This is a genomic window from Pseudomonas lini (assembly GCF_964063345.1).
GTDB classification, from domain to species: Bacteria; Pseudomonadota; Gammaproteobacteria; order Pseudomonadales; family Pseudomonadaceae; genus Aquipseudomonas; species Aquipseudomonas lini_B.
In genome coordinates, this window is the sequence record NZ_OZ061318.1 from 2,066,191 (window position 1) to 2,085,792 (window position 19,602).

The 19,602-nt window shown below is 60.1% G+C and carries 16 protein-coding genes and 1 other RNA gene; 5 read left to right on the top strand and 12 right to left on the bottom strand.

The window, feature by feature from the left end:
* Position 1: 1 nt before the first annotated feature.
* The 9 genes from mraY to rsmI all read right to left on the bottom strand — a co-directional run bounded on the left by mraY (position 2) and on the right by rsmI (position 9,022).
* Positions 2-1,084 carry a phospho-N-acetylmuramoyl-pentapeptide-transferase gene (gene mraY / locus AB3226_RS09230; protein WP_367372852.1) on the bottom strand — a complete coding sequence of 361 codons (1,083 nt, stop codon included), beginning with the start codon at positions 1,082-1,084 and terminating at the stop codon, positions 2-4.
* Positions 1,084-2,451, bottom strand: coding sequence for a UDP-N-acetylmuramoyl-tripeptide--D-alanyl-D-alanine ligase (gene murF / locus AB3226_RS09235; RefSeq protein ID WP_367372853.1), 1,368 nt, complete (start codon positions 2,449-2,451; stop codon positions 1,084-1,086). Before murF ends, mraY begins: the two co-directional genes overlap by 1 nt.
* Positions 2,444-3,907, bottom strand: a complete 1,464-nt coding sequence (locus tag AB3226_RS09240) for a UDP-N-acetylmuramoyl-L-alanyl-D-glutamate--2,6-diaminopimelate ligase (protein WP_367372854.1) — start codon at positions 3,905-3,907, stop codon at positions 2,444-2,446. Before AB3226_RS09240 ends, murF begins: the two co-directional genes overlap by 8 nt.
* Positions 3,907-5,646, bottom strand: coding sequence for a peptidoglycan D,D-transpeptidase FtsI family protein (locus AB3226_RS09245; protein ID WP_367375774.1), 1,740 nt, complete (start codon positions 5,644-5,646; stop codon positions 3,907-3,909). Before AB3226_RS09245 ends, AB3226_RS09240 begins: the two co-directional genes overlap by 1 nt.
* The gene (gene ftsL / locus AB3226_RS09250) at positions 5,646-5,939 is read right to left on the bottom strand and encodes a cell division protein FtsL (protein ID WP_045059283.1); all 294 of its coding nucleotides are present in this window, start codon (positions 5,937-5,939) and stop codon (positions 5,646-5,648) included. The genes AB3226_RS09245 and ftsL overlap by 1 nt, the downstream gene beginning before the upstream one ends.
* Positions 5,936-6,877, bottom strand: coding sequence for a 16S rRNA (cytosine(1402)-N(4))-methyltransferase RsmH (rsmH, locus tag AB3226_RS09255; protein ID WP_367375775.1), 942 nt, complete (start codon positions 6,875-6,877; stop codon positions 5,936-5,938). Before rsmH ends, ftsL begins: the two co-directional genes overlap by 4 nt.
* A gap of 2 nt (positions 6,878-6,879) precedes the next feature.
* Entirely contained in the window at positions 6,880-7,335 is a 456-nt protein-coding gene (gene mraZ, locus AB3226_RS09260; RefSeq protein WP_003205355.1) for a division/cell wall cluster transcriptional repressor MraZ, read from the bottom strand.
* A gap of 354 nt (positions 7,336-7,689) precedes the next feature.
* Positions 7,690-8,043: RNase P RNA component class A (gene rnpB, locus AB3226_RS09265), an RNA gene on the bottom strand.
* A gap of 73 nt (positions 8,044-8,116) precedes the next feature.
* Complete coding sequence (gene rsmI / locus AB3226_RS09270; protein ID WP_367372855.1) at positions 8,117-9,022, bottom strand: 16S rRNA (cytidine(1402)-2'-O)-methyltransferase; 906 nt, start codon at positions 9,020-9,022, stop codon at positions 8,117-8,119.
* A 177-nt stretch (positions 9,023-9,199) separates the two neighbouring features.
* On the opposite strand from rsmI, the gene AB3226_RS09275 reads away from it, so the two are divergent.
* The 4 genes from AB3226_RS09275 (at position 9,200) to AB3226_RS09290 (ending at position 12,646) form a co-directional block, all read left to right on the top strand.
* A complete protein-coding gene (locus AB3226_RS09275) occupies positions 9,200-11,011 on the top strand; it encodes a penicillin-binding protein activator (RefSeq protein WP_367372856.1) in 1,812 nt (603 codons plus the stop codon).
* Positions 11,011-11,373 carry a YraN family protein gene (locus AB3226_RS09280; RefSeq protein ID WP_007904371.1) on the top strand — a complete coding sequence of 121 codons (363 nt, stop codon included), beginning with the start codon at positions 11,011-11,013 and terminating at the stop codon, positions 11,371-11,373. The genes AB3226_RS09275 and AB3226_RS09280 overlap by 1 nt, the downstream gene beginning before the upstream one ends.
* Positions 11,374-11,477: 104 nt before the next feature.
* Positions 11,478-12,071 carry a phosphoheptose isomerase gene (locus AB3226_RS09285; protein WP_008025961.1) on the top strand — a complete coding sequence of 198 codons (594 nt, stop codon included), beginning with the start codon at positions 11,478-11,480 and terminating at the stop codon, positions 12,069-12,071.
* Positions 12,068-12,646, top strand: coding sequence for a BON domain-containing protein (locus tag AB3226_RS09290; RefSeq protein WP_367372857.1), 579 nt, complete (start codon positions 12,068-12,070; stop codon positions 12,644-12,646). The genes AB3226_RS09285 and AB3226_RS09290 overlap by 4 nt, the downstream gene beginning before the upstream one ends.
* A 94-nt stretch (positions 12,647-12,740) precedes the next feature.
* On the opposite strand, the gene AB3226_RS09295 is transcribed toward AB3226_RS09290, so the two are convergent.
* Together AB3226_RS09295 and purL are read right to left on the bottom strand one after the other, a co-directional pair.
* Complete coding sequence (locus AB3226_RS09295) at positions 12,741-13,052, bottom strand: NGG1p interacting factor NIF3 (RefSeq protein WP_367372858.1); 312 nt, start codon at positions 13,050-13,052, stop codon at positions 12,741-12,743.
* A gap of 5 nt (positions 13,053-13,057) precedes the next feature.
* Positions 13,058-16,954 carry a phosphoribosylformylglycinamidine synthase gene (gene purL, locus AB3226_RS09300; protein WP_038981680.1) on the bottom strand — a complete coding sequence of 1,299 codons (3,897 nt, stop codon included), beginning with the start codon at positions 16,952-16,954 and terminating at the stop codon, positions 13,058-13,060.
* A gap of 274 nt (positions 16,955-17,228) precedes the next feature.
* Here purL and mltF point away from each other — a divergent pair, with 274 nt between their 5' ends.
* Entirely contained in the window at positions 17,229-18,689 is a 1,461-nt protein-coding gene (gene mltF / locus AB3226_RS09305; protein ID WP_367372859.1) for a membrane-bound lytic murein transglycosylase MltF, read from the top strand.
* A 128-nt stretch (positions 18,690-18,817) separates the two neighbouring features.
* Here the strand turns inward: mltF and pdxJ are convergent, their stop codons facing one another.
* On the bottom strand, positions 18,818-19,564 hold the full coding sequence (gene pdxJ, locus AB3226_RS09310) for a pyridoxine 5'-phosphate synthase (RefSeq protein ID WP_367372860.1): 747 nt from the start codon (positions 19,562-19,564) through the stop codon (positions 18,818-18,820).
* Positions 19,565-19,602: the final 38 nt, after the last annotated feature.

The window sequence follows — 19,602 nt, forward strand, 5'->3', positions numbered from 1 at the left end:
TCTACCTCAGCTTCAGGGTGGCAAGGCCGACCAGTACCAGAATCACGGTGATGATCCAGAAACGGACGATCACACGCGGCTCGGGCCAGCCCTTGAGTTCAAAGTGGTGGTGTATCGGTGCCATGCGGAACACACGGCGACCGGTCAACTTAAAGGAGGCAACCTGGATGACAACCGACAGGGTCTCCATCACGAACACGCCGCCCATGATGAACAGAACGATTTCCTGACGGACGATCACCGCGATGGTGCCCAGGGCCGCGCCCAGCGCCAGTGCGCCGACGTCGCCCATGAACACTTGGGCCGGATAGGTGTTGAACCAGAGGAAACCCAGGCCCGCACCGATCAGTGCGCCGCAAAACACGATCAACTCACCCGCGCCCGGTACGTAAGGAATCAGCAGGTATTCGGCGAATTTCACGTTACCCGACAGGTAGCAAAAGATCCCCAAGCCACCGCCGACCATCACGGTAGGCATGATCGCCAGACCGTCGAGGCCGTCAGTCAAGTTGACCGCGTTGCTCGAGCCGACAATCACGAAATAGGTCAGGACGATGAAACCCGCACCCAATGGAATGCTGTAGTCCTTGAGCATCGGCAGGATCAGGGTGGTTTCTACCGGTGTCGAGGCGGTCATATAAAGGAAGATCGCCGCGCCGAGGCCGAACACCGATTGCCAGAAATACTTCCAGCGGCTCGGAAGGCCTTTAGAATTTTTCTCGATCACTTTGCGGTAGTCATCGACCCAGCCGATGGCGCCGAACAGCAACGTCACCAGCAACACGGTCCAGACATAACGGTTGCTCAGGTCAGCCCAAAGCAACGTACTGACGCCGATGGACGAAAGAATCAGCGCGCCGCCCATGGTCGGGGTGCCGGATTTGGACAGGTGCGATTGCGGGCCGTCGTTGCGAACGGATTGACCGATCTGACGGTTCTGCAGAGTGCGGATCATCCACGGGCCATAGCACAGCGACAAGACCAGCGCGGTCAGCACACCGAGGATCCCGCGCAGGGTCAGGTACTGAAAGACCGCGAAGCCTTTGTAGAACTGTTGCAGATACTCCGCTAGCAGCAGCAGCATTAATGTTTCTCCAGACGGGTCCCGCACAAAGCGGCGACGATGTTTTCCATCGCGGCGCTGCGCGAGCCCTTGATCAAAATAGTGGTGTTTGTGTCCTGCTCGGCTTCCAGGGCCTTGATCAGTTCAGCCTGAGTGCTGAAATGAAAGGCCTGCTCACCGAACGCGTTCACGGCGTGCGCCATCATTGGCCCCACGGCGTAAAGCGCGCAAACCTTGCCTCGGGCGTACTCGCCCACATCACGATGCCCCTGCTCCGCCCACGCGCCCAACTCGCCGATATCCCCGAGCACCAAAACGGTGCGACCGGAAAAGCCGGCGAGTATATCAACGGCGGCGCACATGGAGGTGGGGTTTGCGTTGTATGTGTCATCGATCACGCGCATGCCGTTAGTCGCCAGTTGCGCGACGGTGCGGCCCTTGACCGGTTGCACGGCGCCCAGACCAGTGGCGATGCCGGGCTGCGACACGCCCAAGGCATGGGCGGCGGCGGCGGCGGCCATCGCATTGGCGACGTTATGGGTGCCGAGCAGGTTCAGTTGAACCCGTTCCACACCGTCAGGGCTGTGCAGGTTGAACGCCGGGCAACCGCGGGCATCGCGGTCCAGATCGCTGGCGTAGAAGTCGGCGCTGATGTTGCTCAGGGCAAACGTCAGCACTTTGCGACCGGCGGCTCGGGTTTTCCAGATTTCAAAAGCCTTATCGTCGAGATTCAGCACGGCGACGCCATCGGCATCCAGCCCTTCGAGAATCTCGCCCTTGGCTTCAACGATTTTTTCCGGCCCGCCGAACTCGCCGACGTGGGCGGTCCCGGCGTTGTTGATGACAGCCACGTGCGGCTTGGTCATGCCGACGGTGTAGGCAATCTCGCCGAGCCGCGAAGCGCCGAGTTCGATCACCGCAGCGGTGTGTTCCGGCGCCAATTCGAGCAGGGTCAGCGGAGCGCCCAGGTCATTGTTCAGGTTGCCACGGGTCGCCAACACCGGACCGCGCGTGCGCAGGATGCTCGCGAGCATTTCCTTGACCGTGGTCTTGCCGCTGGAACCGGTGATGGCCACGACCGGCTGAGTGAACGCCGCACGGTTCATCGCGCCCAATTGGCCGAGGGCCTGGCGGGTGTCCTTGACCAGCAGTTGTGGCAGCGCGCTGTCGGCAACTTCGCGCTCGACCAAGGCACCCACGGCGCCTTTGGCGGCGACGTCATTGAGGTAGTCATGGCCATCAAAACGCGGGCCGGCCAGAGCAATAAACAGCTGGCCGGGCGTGATCGCGCGGCTGTCGATGCTAACGCCGTCGAAACTGGCGTCGCTGGCAATCAGACGGCCATTCAATGCGCCGGTCAGTTCGCTCAGTTTCAAGGCTTTAAGCATGGGCCACCTCCCACGCGGTCAAGGCGTGATCGGCCTCGACCAGATCGGAGAAGGCGTGGCGCTCGCCGTTGATTTCCTGATAGTCCTCATGACCTTTACCGGCCAGGACAATCACGTCATCCGCCGAAGCGCCGGCGATCAACTGGGCAATCGCCTGGCCACGGCCAGCGACGAAGGCAACTTTATCCACAGCAGTGAAACCGGCGCGGATATCGTCGAAAATCACGGTCGGGTCTTCAGTGCGCGGGTTGTCATCGGTGACCAGTACGCCATCGGCCAGACGCTCGACCACTTCCGCCATCAGCGGACGCTTGCCACGATCGCGATCACCGCCGCAACCGAACAGGCACAGCAACCGGCCTTTGGCGTGAGGACGCAGGGCCATCAAGACTTTTTCCAGCGCGTCCGGCGTGTGGGCGTAATCGACTACCACCAATGGCTGGGTACCGCCGCCCAGGCGTTGCATGCGACCGGCCGGGCCTTCGAGTTTTGGCAGCACTTTGAGGATTTCGTCCAGCGCGTAGTCCAGCCCGAGCAAGGCGCCAACTGCGGCCAACACATTGCTCAGGTTGAAACGGCCGAGCAAGGTGCTGCGCAAATGGTGCTCGCCTTGCGGCGTGACCAGCGTGGCGCGCACGCCTTCGTCGTCGAACTGCGCTTGGCGGCAATAAAGGTAGGCGCTGGAATCTTCCAGGCTGTAAGTGATCAGTCGCGACTCGCCTTTATCGGCAGCCAGTTGCCGACCGAAATCGTCGTCCAGGTTGACCACCCGGCATTTCAGATCATTCCAGGCAAACAATTTGGCCTTGGTTTCGCCATAGGCCTGCATGGTGCCGTGGTAATCCAGATGATCGCGCGACAGGTTGGTCATCACCGCCACATCGAACGCCAACGCAGTCACGCGGCCCTGATCCAGGCCATGGGAAGAGACTTCCATGGCCACGGCTTTGGCGCCGGCCTTTTTCAGGTCGGCGAGGGTCGCTTGTACCGCAATCGGGTTCGGCGTGGTGTGCAAACCGCTTTCCAGCGCGCCGTAGAAACCGGAGCCCAGAGTGCCGACGATGCCGCAGTGTTGACCGAGCAGGTCAAGTGCCTGGGCGACCAATTGGGTCACGCTGGTCTTGCCGTTGGTACCGGTCACGCCAATCAGATTCAAGTGACGGCTCGGCTCACCATAAAAACGCCCGGCGATGTCCGACAGCTGCGCCGCCAGGCCTTTGACCGGAATCAGTGGCACGTCGGTAATCGGCAGCACGGTCGCGCCTTCGACTTCATAAGCGACGGCAGCCGCGCCGCGCTGCAAGGCGTCGGCGATGTGCGCACGCCCGTCGAACTTGCCACCAGGGACCGCGAGAAACAGATCGCCTGCCCGTACGTTGCGACTGTCCAGCGCCAATTCGCGGATCAACAGATCGCGACCGGCGTGGGCGAAAATCTTGTTCAGGCTCAGCGACATCAGCCGCGCCCTCCATTAGCTTTCAGCGGAACGACCGGTGCGGCGTTCGCTTGTTGAGTGGCTGGCAGGTTGTCCGGGGTGATGTTCATCAGGCGCAGGGTCCCGGACATCACTTTGCTGAACACCGGCGCCGATACCAAGCCACCGAAGTAGCCAGCTTTGGTCGGTTCATCGATCACCACCACGATTGCGTAACGCGGATCGCTCATCGGGCCGAAACCGGCGAACAGCGAGCGGTAGGAATTCTCGGCGTAGCCCTTGGTGCCGACCGACGTTTTGCGCGCGGTACCCGACTTGCCGCCCACGTGATACGCCGGCACCTGCGCCCGGAATACACCGCGCGGGGCCTCGATCACTTGTTGCAGCATGGTTTGCATGGTTTTCGCGACGGCTTCCGGCAATACCTGTGTGGTTTGCGGCGCCTTGTCGGTTTTGATCAGGGTCAGCGGCGCGAGACGACCATTGTTGGCCAGGGCCGAGAAGGCGTGGACCAACTGGATAGCAGTCACCGAAATACCGTAGCCGTAGGACAGCGTGGCGGTCTCTGCCTTGCGCCATTCGCGGTAGTTCGGCAGGTTGCCGACGCGCTCACCCGGGAAACCGAGGCCGGTGTCCTGGCCGAGGCCGACTTTCTGCGCGAGACGGAAAATCGTTTCGCCGCCAATATCGAAGGCGACCTTACTCATGCCGACGTTACTGGAGTTGATCAGGATACCGGTCAGGTCGAGTACCGGGCCTTCGCTCTTGGATACGTCCTTGATGGTGTACTTACCAATCTGCAAGGTGCCTGGATAAACCTCGACGGTATCGGTCGGCTTCCAACGCCCGGTTTCAATCGCGGCGCTCATGGAGATCGCCTTCATGGTCGACCCCGGCTCGAACACGTCGATCATCGCGCGGTTACGCATCATCGCCGGCTGCAGGTTGCGACGGTTGTTCGGGTTGTAGGTCGGCTGGTTGACCATGGCCAGGATCTCGCCGGTCTTCACGTCCATGATCACCAGGCTGCCGGCCTTGGCGCCGTTCTCGATGATCGCGTTGCGCAGTTCACGGTTGGCCAGGTATTGCAGACGCAGGTCAATGGACAACGCCAAGGGCTTGCCGGCCTTGGCGTTTTTGGTGACCTGGACATCTTTGATCAGCCGGCCGCGCCGGTCCTTGATCACCTGCCGCTTGCCGGGGACACCGGCTAGCCATTCGTCGTAGGCCAACTCGACGCCTTCGCGTCCGTGATCGTCGATGTCGGTAAAGCCGACCATATGGGCGGTGACTTCACCGGCCGGGTAGAAACGCCGGAACTCTTCGATGCCATAAACGCCCGGCACTTTCAGGTCGAGCACAGCCTGGCCTTGCTCGGGGGTCAGCCCGCGCACCAGATAAATGAATTCTTTATTGGCCTGGGCCTCGAGACGCTCGGCCAGGGCTTTCGGGTCCTGCCCCAGGGCAGCCGCCAGTGCCGGCCACTTCTCTTTGGCCGTTTGCATTTCCTTGGCGTTGGCCCACAGGGTCGTGACCGGCGTACTCACGGCCAAAGGCTCGCCGTTACGGTCGGTGATCAGACCACGGTGAGCCGGAATTGGAATATGACGAACGCTGCGCGCATCGCCCTGACCTTTAAGGAAGGCACGGTCGACCACTTGCAAATCGATGATGCGCCAAGAGATCGCCGCCACCATGATGCCGAGTAAACCCACCACCAAACGGAACCGCCATGGGAAGAGCGCGCCTTCGAGTTTCATCATGGCGCCACCATCTGCACTTCAGCGGCGCCGGGAATGCGCATCTTCAGTTGTTCGCTGGCCAGGACTTCGATACGGCTGTGGGCAGTCCAGGTGCTCTGTTCGAGAATCAACCGGCCCCACTCCGCCTGCGCCTTGTCTCGCACACTCAATTCGTTGTACAGCGAATTCAACAGCTGACGGTTCCAGTGCGCGCTATAGGACACGCCGATGGCCGACACGAGCACGCCGACAAACAGCAGCAGCATGAAAAAGCTTCCGCCGGGAAGTGGCTTGGCGAAAAGCTTGCTCACCGCAACTTCTCCGCGACACGCATGATGGCGCTACGGGAACGTGGGTTGGCTTTGAGTTCGGCCTCGGAGGCGGACTGCGCTTTGCCATGAATTTTGATTTTCGGTTCGAAAGCGACATGACGCACCGGCAGGTTGCGCGGCAGGTTGTCGGCTTCGCCTTTCACCAGTTTGCGCATGAACAGTTTGACGATGCGGTCTTCCAGCGAGTGGAAGCTGATGACGACCAGACGGCCGCCCACTTCCAGGCATTCCAGCGCGGCTTCGAGGCCGGCTTCCAGATCGCCCAGTTCGTTGTTGACGTGAATACGCAGGCCCTGGAATGCACGGGTGGCCGGGTTCTTGCCCTTTTCCCATGCCGGGTTGGCGACTTTCAGCACTTCAGCCAAATCGCCAGTGCGCTCGAACGGCTTGATGTCGCGACGTTCGGCCACGGCACGCGCCATGCGACCGGAGAAACGCTCTTCGCCGTATTGCTTGAACACCCGGGCGATTTCTTCCACCGGCGCGGTGTTGACGAACTCGGCTGCACTGATCCCGCGGGACGGGTCCATGCGCATGTCCAACGGACCGTCGTTGAGAAAACTGAAACCGCGTTCAGGGTCATCGAGCTGCGGCGAAGACACGCCGAGGTCGAGCAGAACGCCGCTGACCTTACCGGCCAGACCACGTTCGGCGACTTCCGAACCGAGCTCGGCAAAGCTGCGCTGCACAATGACAAAGCGGCCGTCTTCGGCCGCTAGCGTTTGCCCGGTGGCAATCGCTTGAGGATCTTTGTCGAATCCGAGCAACCGACCATCAGGCCCGAGCTGGCTGAGAATCAACCGACTGTGGCCGCCACGTCCGAACGTACCGTCCAGATAGCAGCCATCAGGACGTACGGCGAGAGCCTCGACGGCTTCGTCAAGCAGTACGGTGATGTGGTTAAAGCCGCTATCAATAGTCACAGGATTAAATCACGCAGTTCATCAGGCATGGCGCCCGGTTGTTGAATAGCAGCCAGGTCAGCGGCAGAAACCGCATTCCAGGCATCCTCGTCCCACAATTGGAACTTGTTCAGTTGGCCTACCAACATTGCGCGCTTATCCAACTTGGCATATTCGCGAAGACGTGGCGGAACCAGAAAACGACCACTGCCATCGAGCTCGAGGTCGACGGCATTACCAATCAGTAAACGTTGCAAGCGGCGGTTCTCTTCGCGAAGCGAAGGCAGTGCGCGCAGTTTGGTTTCAATAATTTCCCACTCATCGAGGGGATAAACACACAAACACGGATCAACGGCATCGATGGTGACGATTAATTGACCGGAACTTCGCGAAACCAGCTCGTCACGGTACCGGCTCGGCATAGCGAGACGGCCCTTTGCATCGAGACTGATAGCGTTAGCTCCGCGAAACACGTCAGCGCTTCTCCAAATATTAGCGTTTTACGCTCAAAAAACCCACTTCATGCCACTTTCCGCCACTTGCGCACACTATAGGAATGCGCCCACCACACCGTCAAGGCGCGGATTAAAGGAAAAGCCTTACAGAACGGAGATTTAGGAGCGCAAAAGGAGGGTTAACGAGAATCTGACGGATGAATTCGCTCAATAACTTGAATCAGCACAGAAGGCTGCGTTCAGAAGTTAAAGTAGTTTGTTAAGAGTAAGATTTTTTCGGTATTACAAAAGCGCTTCTGCTATTGATTCAGCAGGGAGGGAAATTGCCATTACGCACATCGCTGCCAATGACTCGGCAGAGAGGAAAAAAAGGTGGAGAGTCGATCTGTAAGCCGGGTTCTGTCTTGAACAGTCATTCGTCTACGATGGCCATCACTGGACATCTTTAGCAACCTACCCGGTCCCAGCGCGGGCCACGCCTTGGGACCCTATTTGGTCTTGCTCCAAGTGGGGTTTACCTAGCCACGAACTGTTGCCAGACGTGCGGTGCGCTCTTACCGCACCTTTTCACCCTTACCGGCGCCGAAGCGCTTAGGCGGTTATTTTCTGTGGCACTTTCCGTAGGCTCACGCCTCCCAGGCATTACCTGGCACTTCGCCCTATGGAGCCCGGACTTTCCTCCCCCCCCTAATTTTCATAGAGGGCAGCGACTGTCCGATCGACTCTCCGCCGCGAAGATTAACGGCAGAGCGGCCGAAGAACAAGCGCTAAAAGCCTCTGGCCAGCGCTGCATGTCGGTTTACTCGCCCTTCTGTTTATCCAGCGCGACCTGATAGAGCACGTTCTTGCGTTCGCCGGTAATTTGCGCGGCCAATGCCGCCGCACGCTTGAGCGGCATCTCTTCAAGTAACAGGTTGAGAATACGCATGGCTTCACTGCTGACAGCGTCTTCGGTTTCGGGGGCAGACCAGCCCGCCACCAACACCACACACTCGCCACGCTGTTGATTGCTGTCCGATTCGACGAACTCGCGCAACTCGGCCAACGGCAGGCCTTTGAGTGTTTCGAAAGTCTTGGTCAGTTCCCGCGCCAGTAACGCCGGACGCTCGCCACCAAATACCAGTTCCATGTCTTGCAGGCACTCGAGGATACGGTGCGGGGCCTCATAGAAAATCAGCGTGCGCGGTTCTTCTTTAACAAGTTCCAGACGAGCGCGTCGGCCGACAGCCTTGGCCGGCAAAAACCCTTCGAAGATGAAACGGTCGGACGGCAGCCCAGCCGCCGACAACGCCGCAATCAATGCACACGCCCCCGGAACCGGCACCACATTGATTCCCGCGGCACGGGCCTGACGCACCAGGTGATAACCCGGATCGGAAATCAGGGGTGTCCCGGCGTCGGAAATCAGCGCCACATCGTCGCCGGCCAGCAGACGCGTGATAAAGCGGTTACCCTCTTCTCGCTCGTTGTGTTCATGGCAGGCCGCCAGCGGCGTTGGAATACCGAAATGCTGCATCAATCGCTGGGAATGACGAGTATCTTCGGCCGCGATCAAAGCGACGTCGCGCAGAATTTTCAGCGCCCGCGCACTGATATCGTCCAGGTTGCCGATGGGCGTCGCCACCACATAAAGCGAGCCAGCAGCGGAATTCAAAGCACCTGGAGCAGTCAAAGCGCACACCTCATGATCGGTAAAAAGCGGCATTGTAGCGCGTAGCGGCGCTTGCGATACGTCTCACCCTCCCCGGGTTTTCCAGCCTTTTGTGCAGTACTGCAACATTTGCACGAGCTAAATTGATCGATTCACGCCAGTAACATCGCGCCCCGGCCAGTGCTTGGGTACAATTCCACGCTAATTTGATCGAGTATCAGGAACACTTACATGATCGCTTGCCTGCGGCTGTTCACTGCCCTCTGCCTCGCTGCCTTGCTGGCGGCTTGCGCCAGCTCGCCCTCCTCCAGCCTTGGCGAACTTCCACGGACCCCGGACGCCAGTATCGAGCAACTGCTCGAACAGGCCACTAAAAGCAAAGATCCGGAAAAAGCCGCTCTGTTGCGCTTGAGCGCAGCAGACCTGGCTTATCGTCAGGGCAATGCCGGCCAGTCCGCGCAAATCCTGCAACAGGTCCCGGTGGAACAACTCAAGCCTGGCCAACAAGTTTTCGCCAGCACCCTGGCGGCTGAACTGGCCATGACCCGCAATCAGCCCAAAGCGGCGCTGACGGCCCTGAGCCATCCGAGCCTGCAACGCCTGAGCGAACTGCCCGTCGAACAACAGGTTCGCACCGGCACCGTTCATGCTCGCGCCCTTGAGGCCGACGGCCAGACCCTGGCCGCCGCACGGGAGCGCATCTTTATTGCCCCGATGCTTGAAGGTGAAGCAGCCAGCAAAAACCACGAAGCGATCTGGACCCTGATCGCTTCGCTGCCGACCGATCAATTGCAGCCGACCACCGACGACGACCTCGGCGGCTGGATACGTCTGGCGCTGGCAGTGAAAACAGCCGGCACCCTGGAACAGCAGCAAGCCGCGATCGACACCTGGCGCGAACAGAATCCAAAGCACCCGGCTGCCATCCAGCTGCCGTTGCCACTGACCAAACTCAAGGAACTGGCCAGCCAGCCCCTGAGCAAGATCGCCCTGCTGCTGCCGCAAGACGGCCCACTGGGGACGGTTGGCAAAGCACTGCGCGAAGGCTTCATGGCCGCTCACTACCAGGCGCAACAAGCCGGGCAGAAGCCGCCAGCCATCGAGTTCTATGACAGCTCGCGTCTGACCTCCCTCGACGAGTTCTATCGCAAGGCCCAGGCTGATGGCGTGCAACTGGTGGTCGGCCCGCTGGAGAAGCCGCTGGTCAAACAGCTCAGCGCGCGCCCGCAACTGCCGATCACTACCCTGGCGCTGAACTACAGCGAAGGCGAACAAGGTCCGGCCCAACTGTTCCAGTTCGGCCTTGCCGCTGAAGACGAAGCCCGCGAAGTGTCCCGTCGTGCGCGCGCCGATGGCCTGCACCGCGCCGCCATCATGGTGCCGAAAGGCGAATGGGGTGATCGCGTACTCAGGGCATTCAGCCAGGATTGGCAAGCCAACGGTGGCAGCATCGTCGCTACCGAACGCGTCGACCAGCCAGTGCAACTGGCCCAGCAGATTGCCGACATGTTCCAGTTGCGCCAGAGCGAAGGCCGCGCCAAGAGCCTGCAAAGCACCGTTGGCTCGCAGGTTGCCGCCCAACCTTCGCGTCGTCAGGACATCGAGTTCATCTTCCTGGCCGCGACGCCGCAACAGGCTCAACAGATCAAACCGACCCTGAACTTCCAGTACGCGGGGGACGTGCCGGTTTACGCCACCTCCCACGTGTTCAGCGCCAGTGGCGACCAGAACCAGTACAACGACATGAACGGTATTCGCTTCTGCGAAACCCCATGGCTGCTGGATGCCAACGACCCGCTGCGCAAACAAGTCACTGCACAATGGCCACAAGCCGGCGGCAGCCTGGGCCGTCTGTATGCGATGGGCGTTGACGCCTATCGTCTGGCACCGCGCCTGGGGCAACTCAAGGCCTTGCCGGACAGCCGCATCCAGGGTCAATCGGGCAGCCTGGGCATGACTCAGAATCAACGGGTCGAGCGTCAGTTGCCATGGGCAGAATTCACCAACGGTCAGGTTCAACGCCTGCCGGACACCTCGCGCTGATGCCTGACAGGTCACGCCAGCAAAGCGGTAAAGATGCCGAGCGTCATGCGCTCGAGCATCTTCAGCAACAAGGTCTGCGCCTGCTGGCGCAGAACTGGTTGTGTAAACGCGGCGAGCTTGATCTGGTCATGCTTGATGGCGATACAGTAGTATTCGTCGAAGTCCGCTACAGAAAAAACACCCAATGGGGTGGCGCGCTCGATAGCATCGATGGGCGCAAACGGCAGAAACTGATTTTTGCCGCGCAGTATTTTCTTCAGCGCGAGTCGCGTTGGGCCAATTCCCCCTGCCGCTTCGACGTGGTTGCCATCGACAGCAACCTTGATCAGTTGAACTGGTTGCAGAATGCCTTCGACAGCTGATCGCTTGCACCTCGAACCGGACACCTTCACCCAACACTTTTGCTCTTTGCTTTGCGGGCTGCACATTCATGTGCCAAGTAGCCGCGCTAATTAAGGTCACACAGATGGACATGCAATCCCGAATTCGCCAGCTTTTTCAGGCCAGTATCGACACCAAGCAAATGGCGATGGACGTACTTGCACCGCACATCGAGCAAGCCAGCCAAGTGATGGTCAACGCCCTGCTCAACGAAGGCAAAATGCTCTCCTGCGGCAACGGCGGCTCTGCCGGTGATGCCCAGCACTTTTCGTCCGAGCTGCTCAATCGCTTCGAGCGCGAGCGCCCGAGCCTGCCAGCCATCGCGCTGACCACCGACAGCTCGACAATCACCTCGATTGCCAACGATTACAGCTACAACGAAATCTTCTCCAAACAGATTCGCGCCCTCGGCCAGCCGGGTGATGTTTTGCTGGCGATTTCCACCAGCGGCAACTCGGCGAACATAATTCAAGCGATCCAGGCCGCACATGATCGCGAAATGATTGTCGTAGCATTGACCGGTCGTGATGGCGGCGGCATGGCGTCACTGCTTTTGCCTGAGGACGTCGAGATTCGCGTACCGGCCAACGTCACCGCACGTATTCAGGAAGTCCACCTGCTGGCGATCCATTGCCTTTGCGATTTGATCGACAGCCAACTGTTCGGGAGTGAAGAATGACCCCTAATCGCCTAGGCCTTCTGGCCTTGACCCTTTGCCTTGGCATCAGCGGCTGCACCTCGGTGGTTAACGCTAGCCGTGAAGCGCCGATCGATGATGACCGTGGCACCCGTACCTTCGGCAGCAAGATCGACGACTCCCTGATCGACACCAAGGTCGGCGTGAACATCGCCAAGGCTGATCCAGCCCTGGACAACGACTCGCACATCGTCATCACCAGCTTCAACGGCGTGGTGTTGCTCGCCGGGCAAACCCCTCGCGCCGACCTCAAGGCCAAGGCCGAACAGGTTGCCGCCTCTGTTCAGCGGGTAAAGAAGGTACACAACGAACTGCAAGTACTGGCGCCCTCCTCGCTGCTGGCGCGTCAGAACGACACCTGGCTGACCACCAAGATCAAGACCCAGATGCTCACCGACGCCTCCATCCCGGGTTCGCGCATCAAAGTCGTGACCGAAAATGGCATCGTCTACTTGCTGGGTCTGCTGACCAAGCAGGAAGCAGCCCAGGCGACCAATCTGGTACAAGGCGTTTCCGGCGTGCAGAAGATCGTGAAGTTGTTTGAGTACATCGACTGATCGGCTTGTTGCAGATGGCGCCCATGCTGGGCGCACCATAAAAAAACCCGCTGAAATCACTTCAGCGGGTTTTTCATTTCAACGGCCAGGAAGATCAGAAATCTTCCAACCGCCACACCTCGTAAGCCGGCGTCTCATAGGGGTGACTCTCTTTCAGAGCCAACACCACCGCCCGAATCAACTCATCGCTGACCACAAGCTCAACCTTCCATTCCTCAACCTGCTCGACCTGCCCCGCCTCACCAATAAACGGCTGACTGCCATCCAGTGGACGAAACTGACCCAACCCGAACACCTGCCACGCACAGTGGTCATAAGCCCCGATCCGCCCGCCACCGGCAGCGAACACAGCACTCTTGACCACCTCGACATGACTGGCCGGAACAAAAAAGACAAGCTTATGCATGGCGCTTAGTTAACCCACACGCGAGCATTACGGAACATACGCATCCAAGGTGCGTCTTCGTTCCAGTCTTCCGAACGCCACGAGTTCTGCACCGCGCGGAATACACGCTCCGGGTGCGGCATCATGATGGTCACGCGACCGTCACGGCTGGTCAAACCGGTGATCCCGCGCGGCGAGCCGTTCGGGTTGGCCGGGTAGTTTTCGGTGACCTTGCCGTGGTTGTCGACGAAACGCATCGCCACGCAACCCGACAGATCAGCTTCCAGCAACGCTTCTTCACTGGCGAACTCGGCATGGCCTTCACCGTGCGCGATGGCGATCGGCATGCGCGAACCGGCCATGCCCTGCAAGAAGATCGAGTTCGATTCCTGGATCTGTACCATCGCCACGCGAGCTTCAAACTGCTCGGAACGGTTACGCACGAAGTGCGGCCAGAACTCGCTGCCCGGGATCAGCTCGTGCAGGTTGGACATCATCTGGCAACCGTTGCACACGCCGAGGGTGAAGCTGTCGTTACGTTCGAAGAAGCCCTGGAAGGCATCGCGAGCGCGGCTGTTGAACAGCGCGGACTTGGCCCAGCCTTCGCCGGCACCCAGTACGTCACCGTAGGAGAAACCGCCGCAAGCCACCAGACCTTTGAACTCGTTCAGGTCGACACGGCCGGCCAGAATGTCGCTCATGTGTACGTCGATCGCGTTGAAACCGGCGCGGTCGAACGCAGCCGCCATTTCCACCTGACCGTTGACGCCCTGCTCACGCAGCACGGCAACCTGTGGGCGGATGCCTTTCTTGATGTAAGGCGCGGCAACGTCCTGGTTGACGTCGTAGCTGAGCTTGACGCTCAGGCCCGGGTTGTCTTCTTCCAGCAGCACGTCGAATTCTTGTTCGGCGCAGTCGGCGTTATCACGCAGACGCTGGATCTGGTAGCTGGTTTCAGCCCACTGACGTTGCAGCAGACGACGCTGACCTTCGAACACGGTGTCGCCGTTGAACGTGATGCTGATCTCGCCGTTGTTCATCGGCTGACCGATCACCGACACGCAGTCACCCAGGCCCGCTGCGCTGAACTGCGCGAGGATGTCTGGAGTGGCGTCCTGGCGAACCTGGATCACAGCGCCCAGTTCTTCGTTGAACAGGATCGCGGCGATGTCGGCGGAGGTTTCTGCCAGACCGTCGAGGTTCAGGCTCAGACCGCAATGACCGGCGAAGGCCATTTCTACGACGCTGGTCAGCAAACCGCCGTCGGAACGGTCGTGGTAGGCCAGCAAATGACCGTCGGCGTTGAGGCCCTGGATCACGGCGAAGAAGGCTTTCAGGTCTTCGGCGTCATCGACGTCCGGAGCCTGCTTGCCGAGTTTGCCGTGAACCTGAGCGAGAATCGAAGCGCCCATGCGATTCTGACCGCGACCGAGGTCGATCAGGATCAGGTCGGTGGTGCCCTTGTCCATGCGCAGTTGCGGGGTCATGGTCTGACGGATGTCAGCCACGGGCGCGAAACCGGTCACGATCAGCGACATCGGCGAAGTCACAGTCTTGTCGACGCCTTCGTCGTTCCAGCGGGTGGCCATGGACATCGAGTCCTTGCCCACCGGAATGGTGATGCCGAGGTCCGGGCACAATTCCATGCCGACTGCTTTCACGGTGTCGTACAGACGCGCGTCTTCACCCGGGTGGCCGGCGGCGGACATCCAGTTCGCCGACAGTTTGATGTCGGAAATTTTGGCGATGCGCGACGCCGCGATGTTGGTCAGGGTTTCGCCGATGGCCATGCGGCCCGACGCCGGAGCGTCCAGCAGCGCCAGCGGAGTACGCTCGCCCATGGCCATGGCTTCACCGGTGTAGACGTCGAAGCTGGTGGCGGTGACAGCAACGTCGGCCACCGGAACCTGCCACGGGCCGACCATCTGATCACGGGCCACGAGGCCGGTGATGGTGCGGTCGCCGATGGTGATCAAGAAGCTTTTGCTGGCCACGGCCGGGTGATGCAGAACACGCTCGACGCAGTCGGCGATCTCGAGAGTCGACGGATCGAAATCGTCGCCCAGCTCGTTTTCGCGAACGGCCGAACGGTGCATGCGCGGGGCTTTGCCCAGCAGCACTTCGAGCGGCATGTCCACCGGGCTGTTGCCGAAGTGGCTATCCGTGACAGTAAGCTGCGGTTCGGCAGTGGCTTCGCCGACCACGGCAAACGGGCAACGCTCGCGTTCGCAGATCGCCTGGAAGCGTTCGAAGTCCGCAGGGCCGACCGCCAGAACGTAGCGTTCCTGGGATTCGTTACTCCAGATTTCGTGCGGGGCCATGCCCGGCTCGTCGTTTGGAATATTGCGCAGTTCGAAGCGACCGCCACGGTTGCCGTCGTTGACCAGTTCCGGGAAGGCGTTGGACAGACCGCCGGCACCCACGTCGTGGATGAAGCTGATCGGGTTCTTGTCACCCAACTGCCAGCAACGGTCGATGACTTCCTGGCAGCGACGTTCCATTTCCGGGTTTTCGCGCTGTACGGAGGCGAAGTCCAGATCCGCCGAGCTGGTGCCGGTGGCCATGGAAGAGGCAGCACCGCCGCCCAGGCCGATGAGCATCGCCGGGCCGCCGAGCACGATCAGCTTGGAGCCGACGGTGATCTCGCCTTTCTGTACGTGTTCGGCACGGATGTTACCCATGCCGCCGGCCAGCATGATCGGCTTGTGGTAACCGCGAACTTCGTCGCCACGCGGGGTGGTGATCGATTGTTCGAAGGTACGGAAGTAGCCAGTCAGGGCTGGACGACCGAATTCGTTGTTGAACGCGGCGCCACCCAGTGGGCCTTCGATCATGATGTCCAGCGCGGTAACGATGCGCTCAGGCTTGCCGTACGGCACTTCCCACGGCTGTTCGAAGCCCGGGATCTGCAGGTTGGACACGGTGAAACCGGTCAGGCCAGCCTTTGGCTTGGCGCCGCGACCGGTTGCACCTTCGTCGCGAATCTCACCGCCGCTACCGGTGGATGCGCCCGGGAACGGGGCAATCGCGGTCGGGTGGTTGTGAGTTTCGACTTTCATCAGGATATGCACCGGCTCCTGCACCGCGCCGTACTGGCGGGTTTCAGGGTCCGGGAAGAAACGGCCGGCGACGGAGCCGACGATTACCGAGGCGTTGTCCTTATAAGCAGACAGAACACCTTCGCTGTGCATCTGATAGGTGTTCTTGATCATGCCGAACAGGCTTTTTTCCTGGCTCTGACCGTCGATGTCCCAACTGGCGTTGAAGATCTTGTGACGGCAGTGCTCGGAGTTCGCCTGGGCAAACATCATCAGTTCGATGTCGTGCGGGTTGCGTTTCAAGCCGACGAAGGCTGCGACCAGATAGTCGATTTCGTCTTCGGCCAGGGCCAGGCCCAGCTCGGTGTTGGCTTTTTCCAGCGCGGCGCGGCCGCCACCCAACACGTCGATCGCGGTCAGGGGCTTGGGCTCGGCGTGGCTGAACAGGCCGGCGGCTTGTTCAAGGTTGTCCAATACGATCTGGGTCATGCGGTCATGCAAGGCGCCTGCAATCAGCTGCGCTTCGGCGTCGCTGAATTGGCCGGCGACGTAGAACGCGATGCCACGCTCCAGGCGCTGGATCTTGGTCAGGCCACAGTTGCGAGCGATGTCGCTGGCTTTACTGGACCACGGTGAGATGGTGCCGAAACGTGGCAACACCAGAAACAGACGACCGGTTGGCTCTTGTACTGGAACGCTTGGGCCGTACTTCAGAAGGCGCGCGAGCACCTGCTGTTCGTCGCCGGTCAGGACGCCGGTAACTTCGGCGAAGTGAGCGAATTCAGCATACAAGCCGCTGACAGCCGGAACCTTCTGGCTCAGTTGCTCAAGGAGTTTGCTGTGGCGAAAGGCAGAAAGGGCAGGAGCGCCGCGCAGGATCAACATCTTCGGGACAGCCTCGGGAAGGGGTGTGCTTTGAGGCCGTGCATTCTAGCCTAAACCGCCCGCGACAGCACCCGAAACGGTACGCACGGCTGCACCCGAACGTCGGGCCGGGTATTCGGGCCCGAAACAGGTGCGTGTCGAGGGTTATTTTTTCTGCCACAAAATGCTGTTCAGGCCCATTCCTGCGGGCTCCAAGCGGGTTTTGGACGCTCTAGCAGACAAGCCCTTCGCTGTCGAGATATGGCGCTCGTGGTCCTTTGCGTATACTGCGCAGATGTTTTCCCCAACGGCTTTGCGTCCGCGGTATGCCAAATGGCTGATCGCAACCGGACTCTTCCTGGTGCTCAGCGGCTGTGTTGATAAACCCAACACGCTGGAGCGCGTAAAGGAGGATGGCGTGCTGCGGGTGGTTACCCGCAACAGTCCCGCCACCTACTTTCAGGATCGCAACGGTGAAACCGGCTTCGAATACGAGCTGGTGAAGCGCTTCGCCGACGATCTGGGGGTGGAACTCAAGATCGAAACCGCCGACAACCTCGATGACCTGTTCAGTCAGGTGGGCAAGCCCAATGGCCCGGTGCTGGCTGCTGCCGGCCTGGTCAGTAGCGAGCAACGTAAAAAACAGGTGCGGTTTTCCCACTCCTACCTCGAAGTCACCCCACAGATCATCTACCGCAACGGCCAGTCACGACCGACCGACGCAGGCGATCTGGTCGGCAAGAAGATCATGGTGCTCAAGGGCAGCACTCACGCCGAGCAATTGGCAGAGCTGAAAAAGAAATATCCCGGCATTGAATACGAAGAGTCCGACGCGGTTGAAGTGGTCGACTTGCTGCGCATGGTCGACGAAGCCCAGGTCGATCTGACCTTGGTCGATTCCAACGAAGTCGCGATGAACCAGGTCTACTTCCCCAACGTGCGGGTCGCCTTCGATCTTGGTGACGCCAGTAATCAGAGCTGGGCCGTGGCCGCTGGCGAAGACAACAGCCTGCTCAACGAGATCAACACCTACCTCGACAAGGTGAAGAAAAACGGCACCCTGCAACGTCTGAAAGATCGTTACTACGGCCACGTCGATGTACTCGGTTACATGGGCGCCACCACCTTCGCCCAGCACTTGCAGCAACGGCTGCCAAAATACGAACAGCACTTCAAGGCGTACGCCAAGAAAGAAAAAGTCGACTGGCGCCTGCTGGCGGCGATCGGTTATCAGGAATCACTGTGGCAAGCGGCCGTCACGTCCAAGACCGGCGTACGCGGATTGATGATGCTGACCCAGAACACGGCGCAAGCGATGGGCGTATCCAATCGCCTTGACCCCAAGCAAAGCATCATGGGTGGCGCGAAGTACCTGGCCTACATGAAGGATCAACTGGACGAGTCGATCCAGGAGCCGGATCGTACGTGGTTCGCACTGGCAGCCTACAACGTTGGCAGCGGCCACCTGGATGACGCACGCAAACTGGCGGCCAAGGAAGGACTGAACCCGGACAAGTGGCTGGACGTGAAGAAAATCCTGCCGCGTCTTTCCGAGAAGAAGTGGTTCAGCAAAACCCGTTACGGCTACGCCCGAGGCGGCGAACCGGTGCACTTCGTGGCGAACATTCGTCGTTACTACGACATCCTGACGTGGGTCACGCAGCCGCAACTGGAAGGCAATCAGATCGCTGAGGGCAATCTGCATGTGCCGGGGGTCGACAAGACCAAGCCGAGCCAGGAAACCCCACCGCTTTAAATCTTCGCTGCCTTCAAGGACGCCATCGCGGGCAAGCCACGCTCCCACAGGTCCGCGTCGAGTACATAGTTGTCGTTCAACTCGGACCTGTGGGAGCGTGGCTTGCCCGCGATGGCAGCGCCGCCGATCTAACCTTTCAACGCAGCTGCCAGAATCAGCGCTTTCATCTCCGACACCGCCGACTTGAACCCGACGAACAATGCATGGGCCACCAATGCATGGCCGATGTTCAGTTCGTTGATGCCCTTGATCGCCGCAACCGCTTCGACGTTGTGATAGTGCAGGCCATGACCGGCGTTGACGATCAGGCCCTGGGCCAGGCCGAATGCCACGCCATCGGCCACGCGCTTGAGCTCTTCAGCCACTTCGGTTGGCGTCTCGGCATCCGCATAACGCCCGGTGTGCAATTCAATGGCTGGCGCACCAATACGACGGGACGCTTCGATCTGCCGCTCGTCCGCGTCGATGAACAGCGACACTTCACAGCCGATCTTCGCCAGGCGATCCACCGCTGCCTTGATTCGCGCCTCCTGCCCTGCCACGTCCAGACCGCCTTCGGTGGTCAGCTCCTGACGGGTTTCCGGGACCAGGCAAATATGTGCCGGGCGAATGCGTTCAGCGAACGCCATCATTTCTTCGGTGACGCCCATTTCGAAGTTCATGCGGGTTTGCAGCACGTCCTTGAGCAGCAGCACGTCGCGCTCCTGAATGTGCCGGCGGTCCTCACGCAGGTGCACGGTGATGCCGTCAGCGCCCGCCTCTTCCGCGTCCAGCGCTGCCTTGACCGGATCCGGGTAGCGAGTACCCCGGGCCTGACGCAGGGTGGCAACGTGGTCGATGTTCACGCCAAGAAGAATGCGATTGCTGGTGGTCACGGAAGCGCTCCTGAAAATAAGGGAAAGTTCGGCGCACA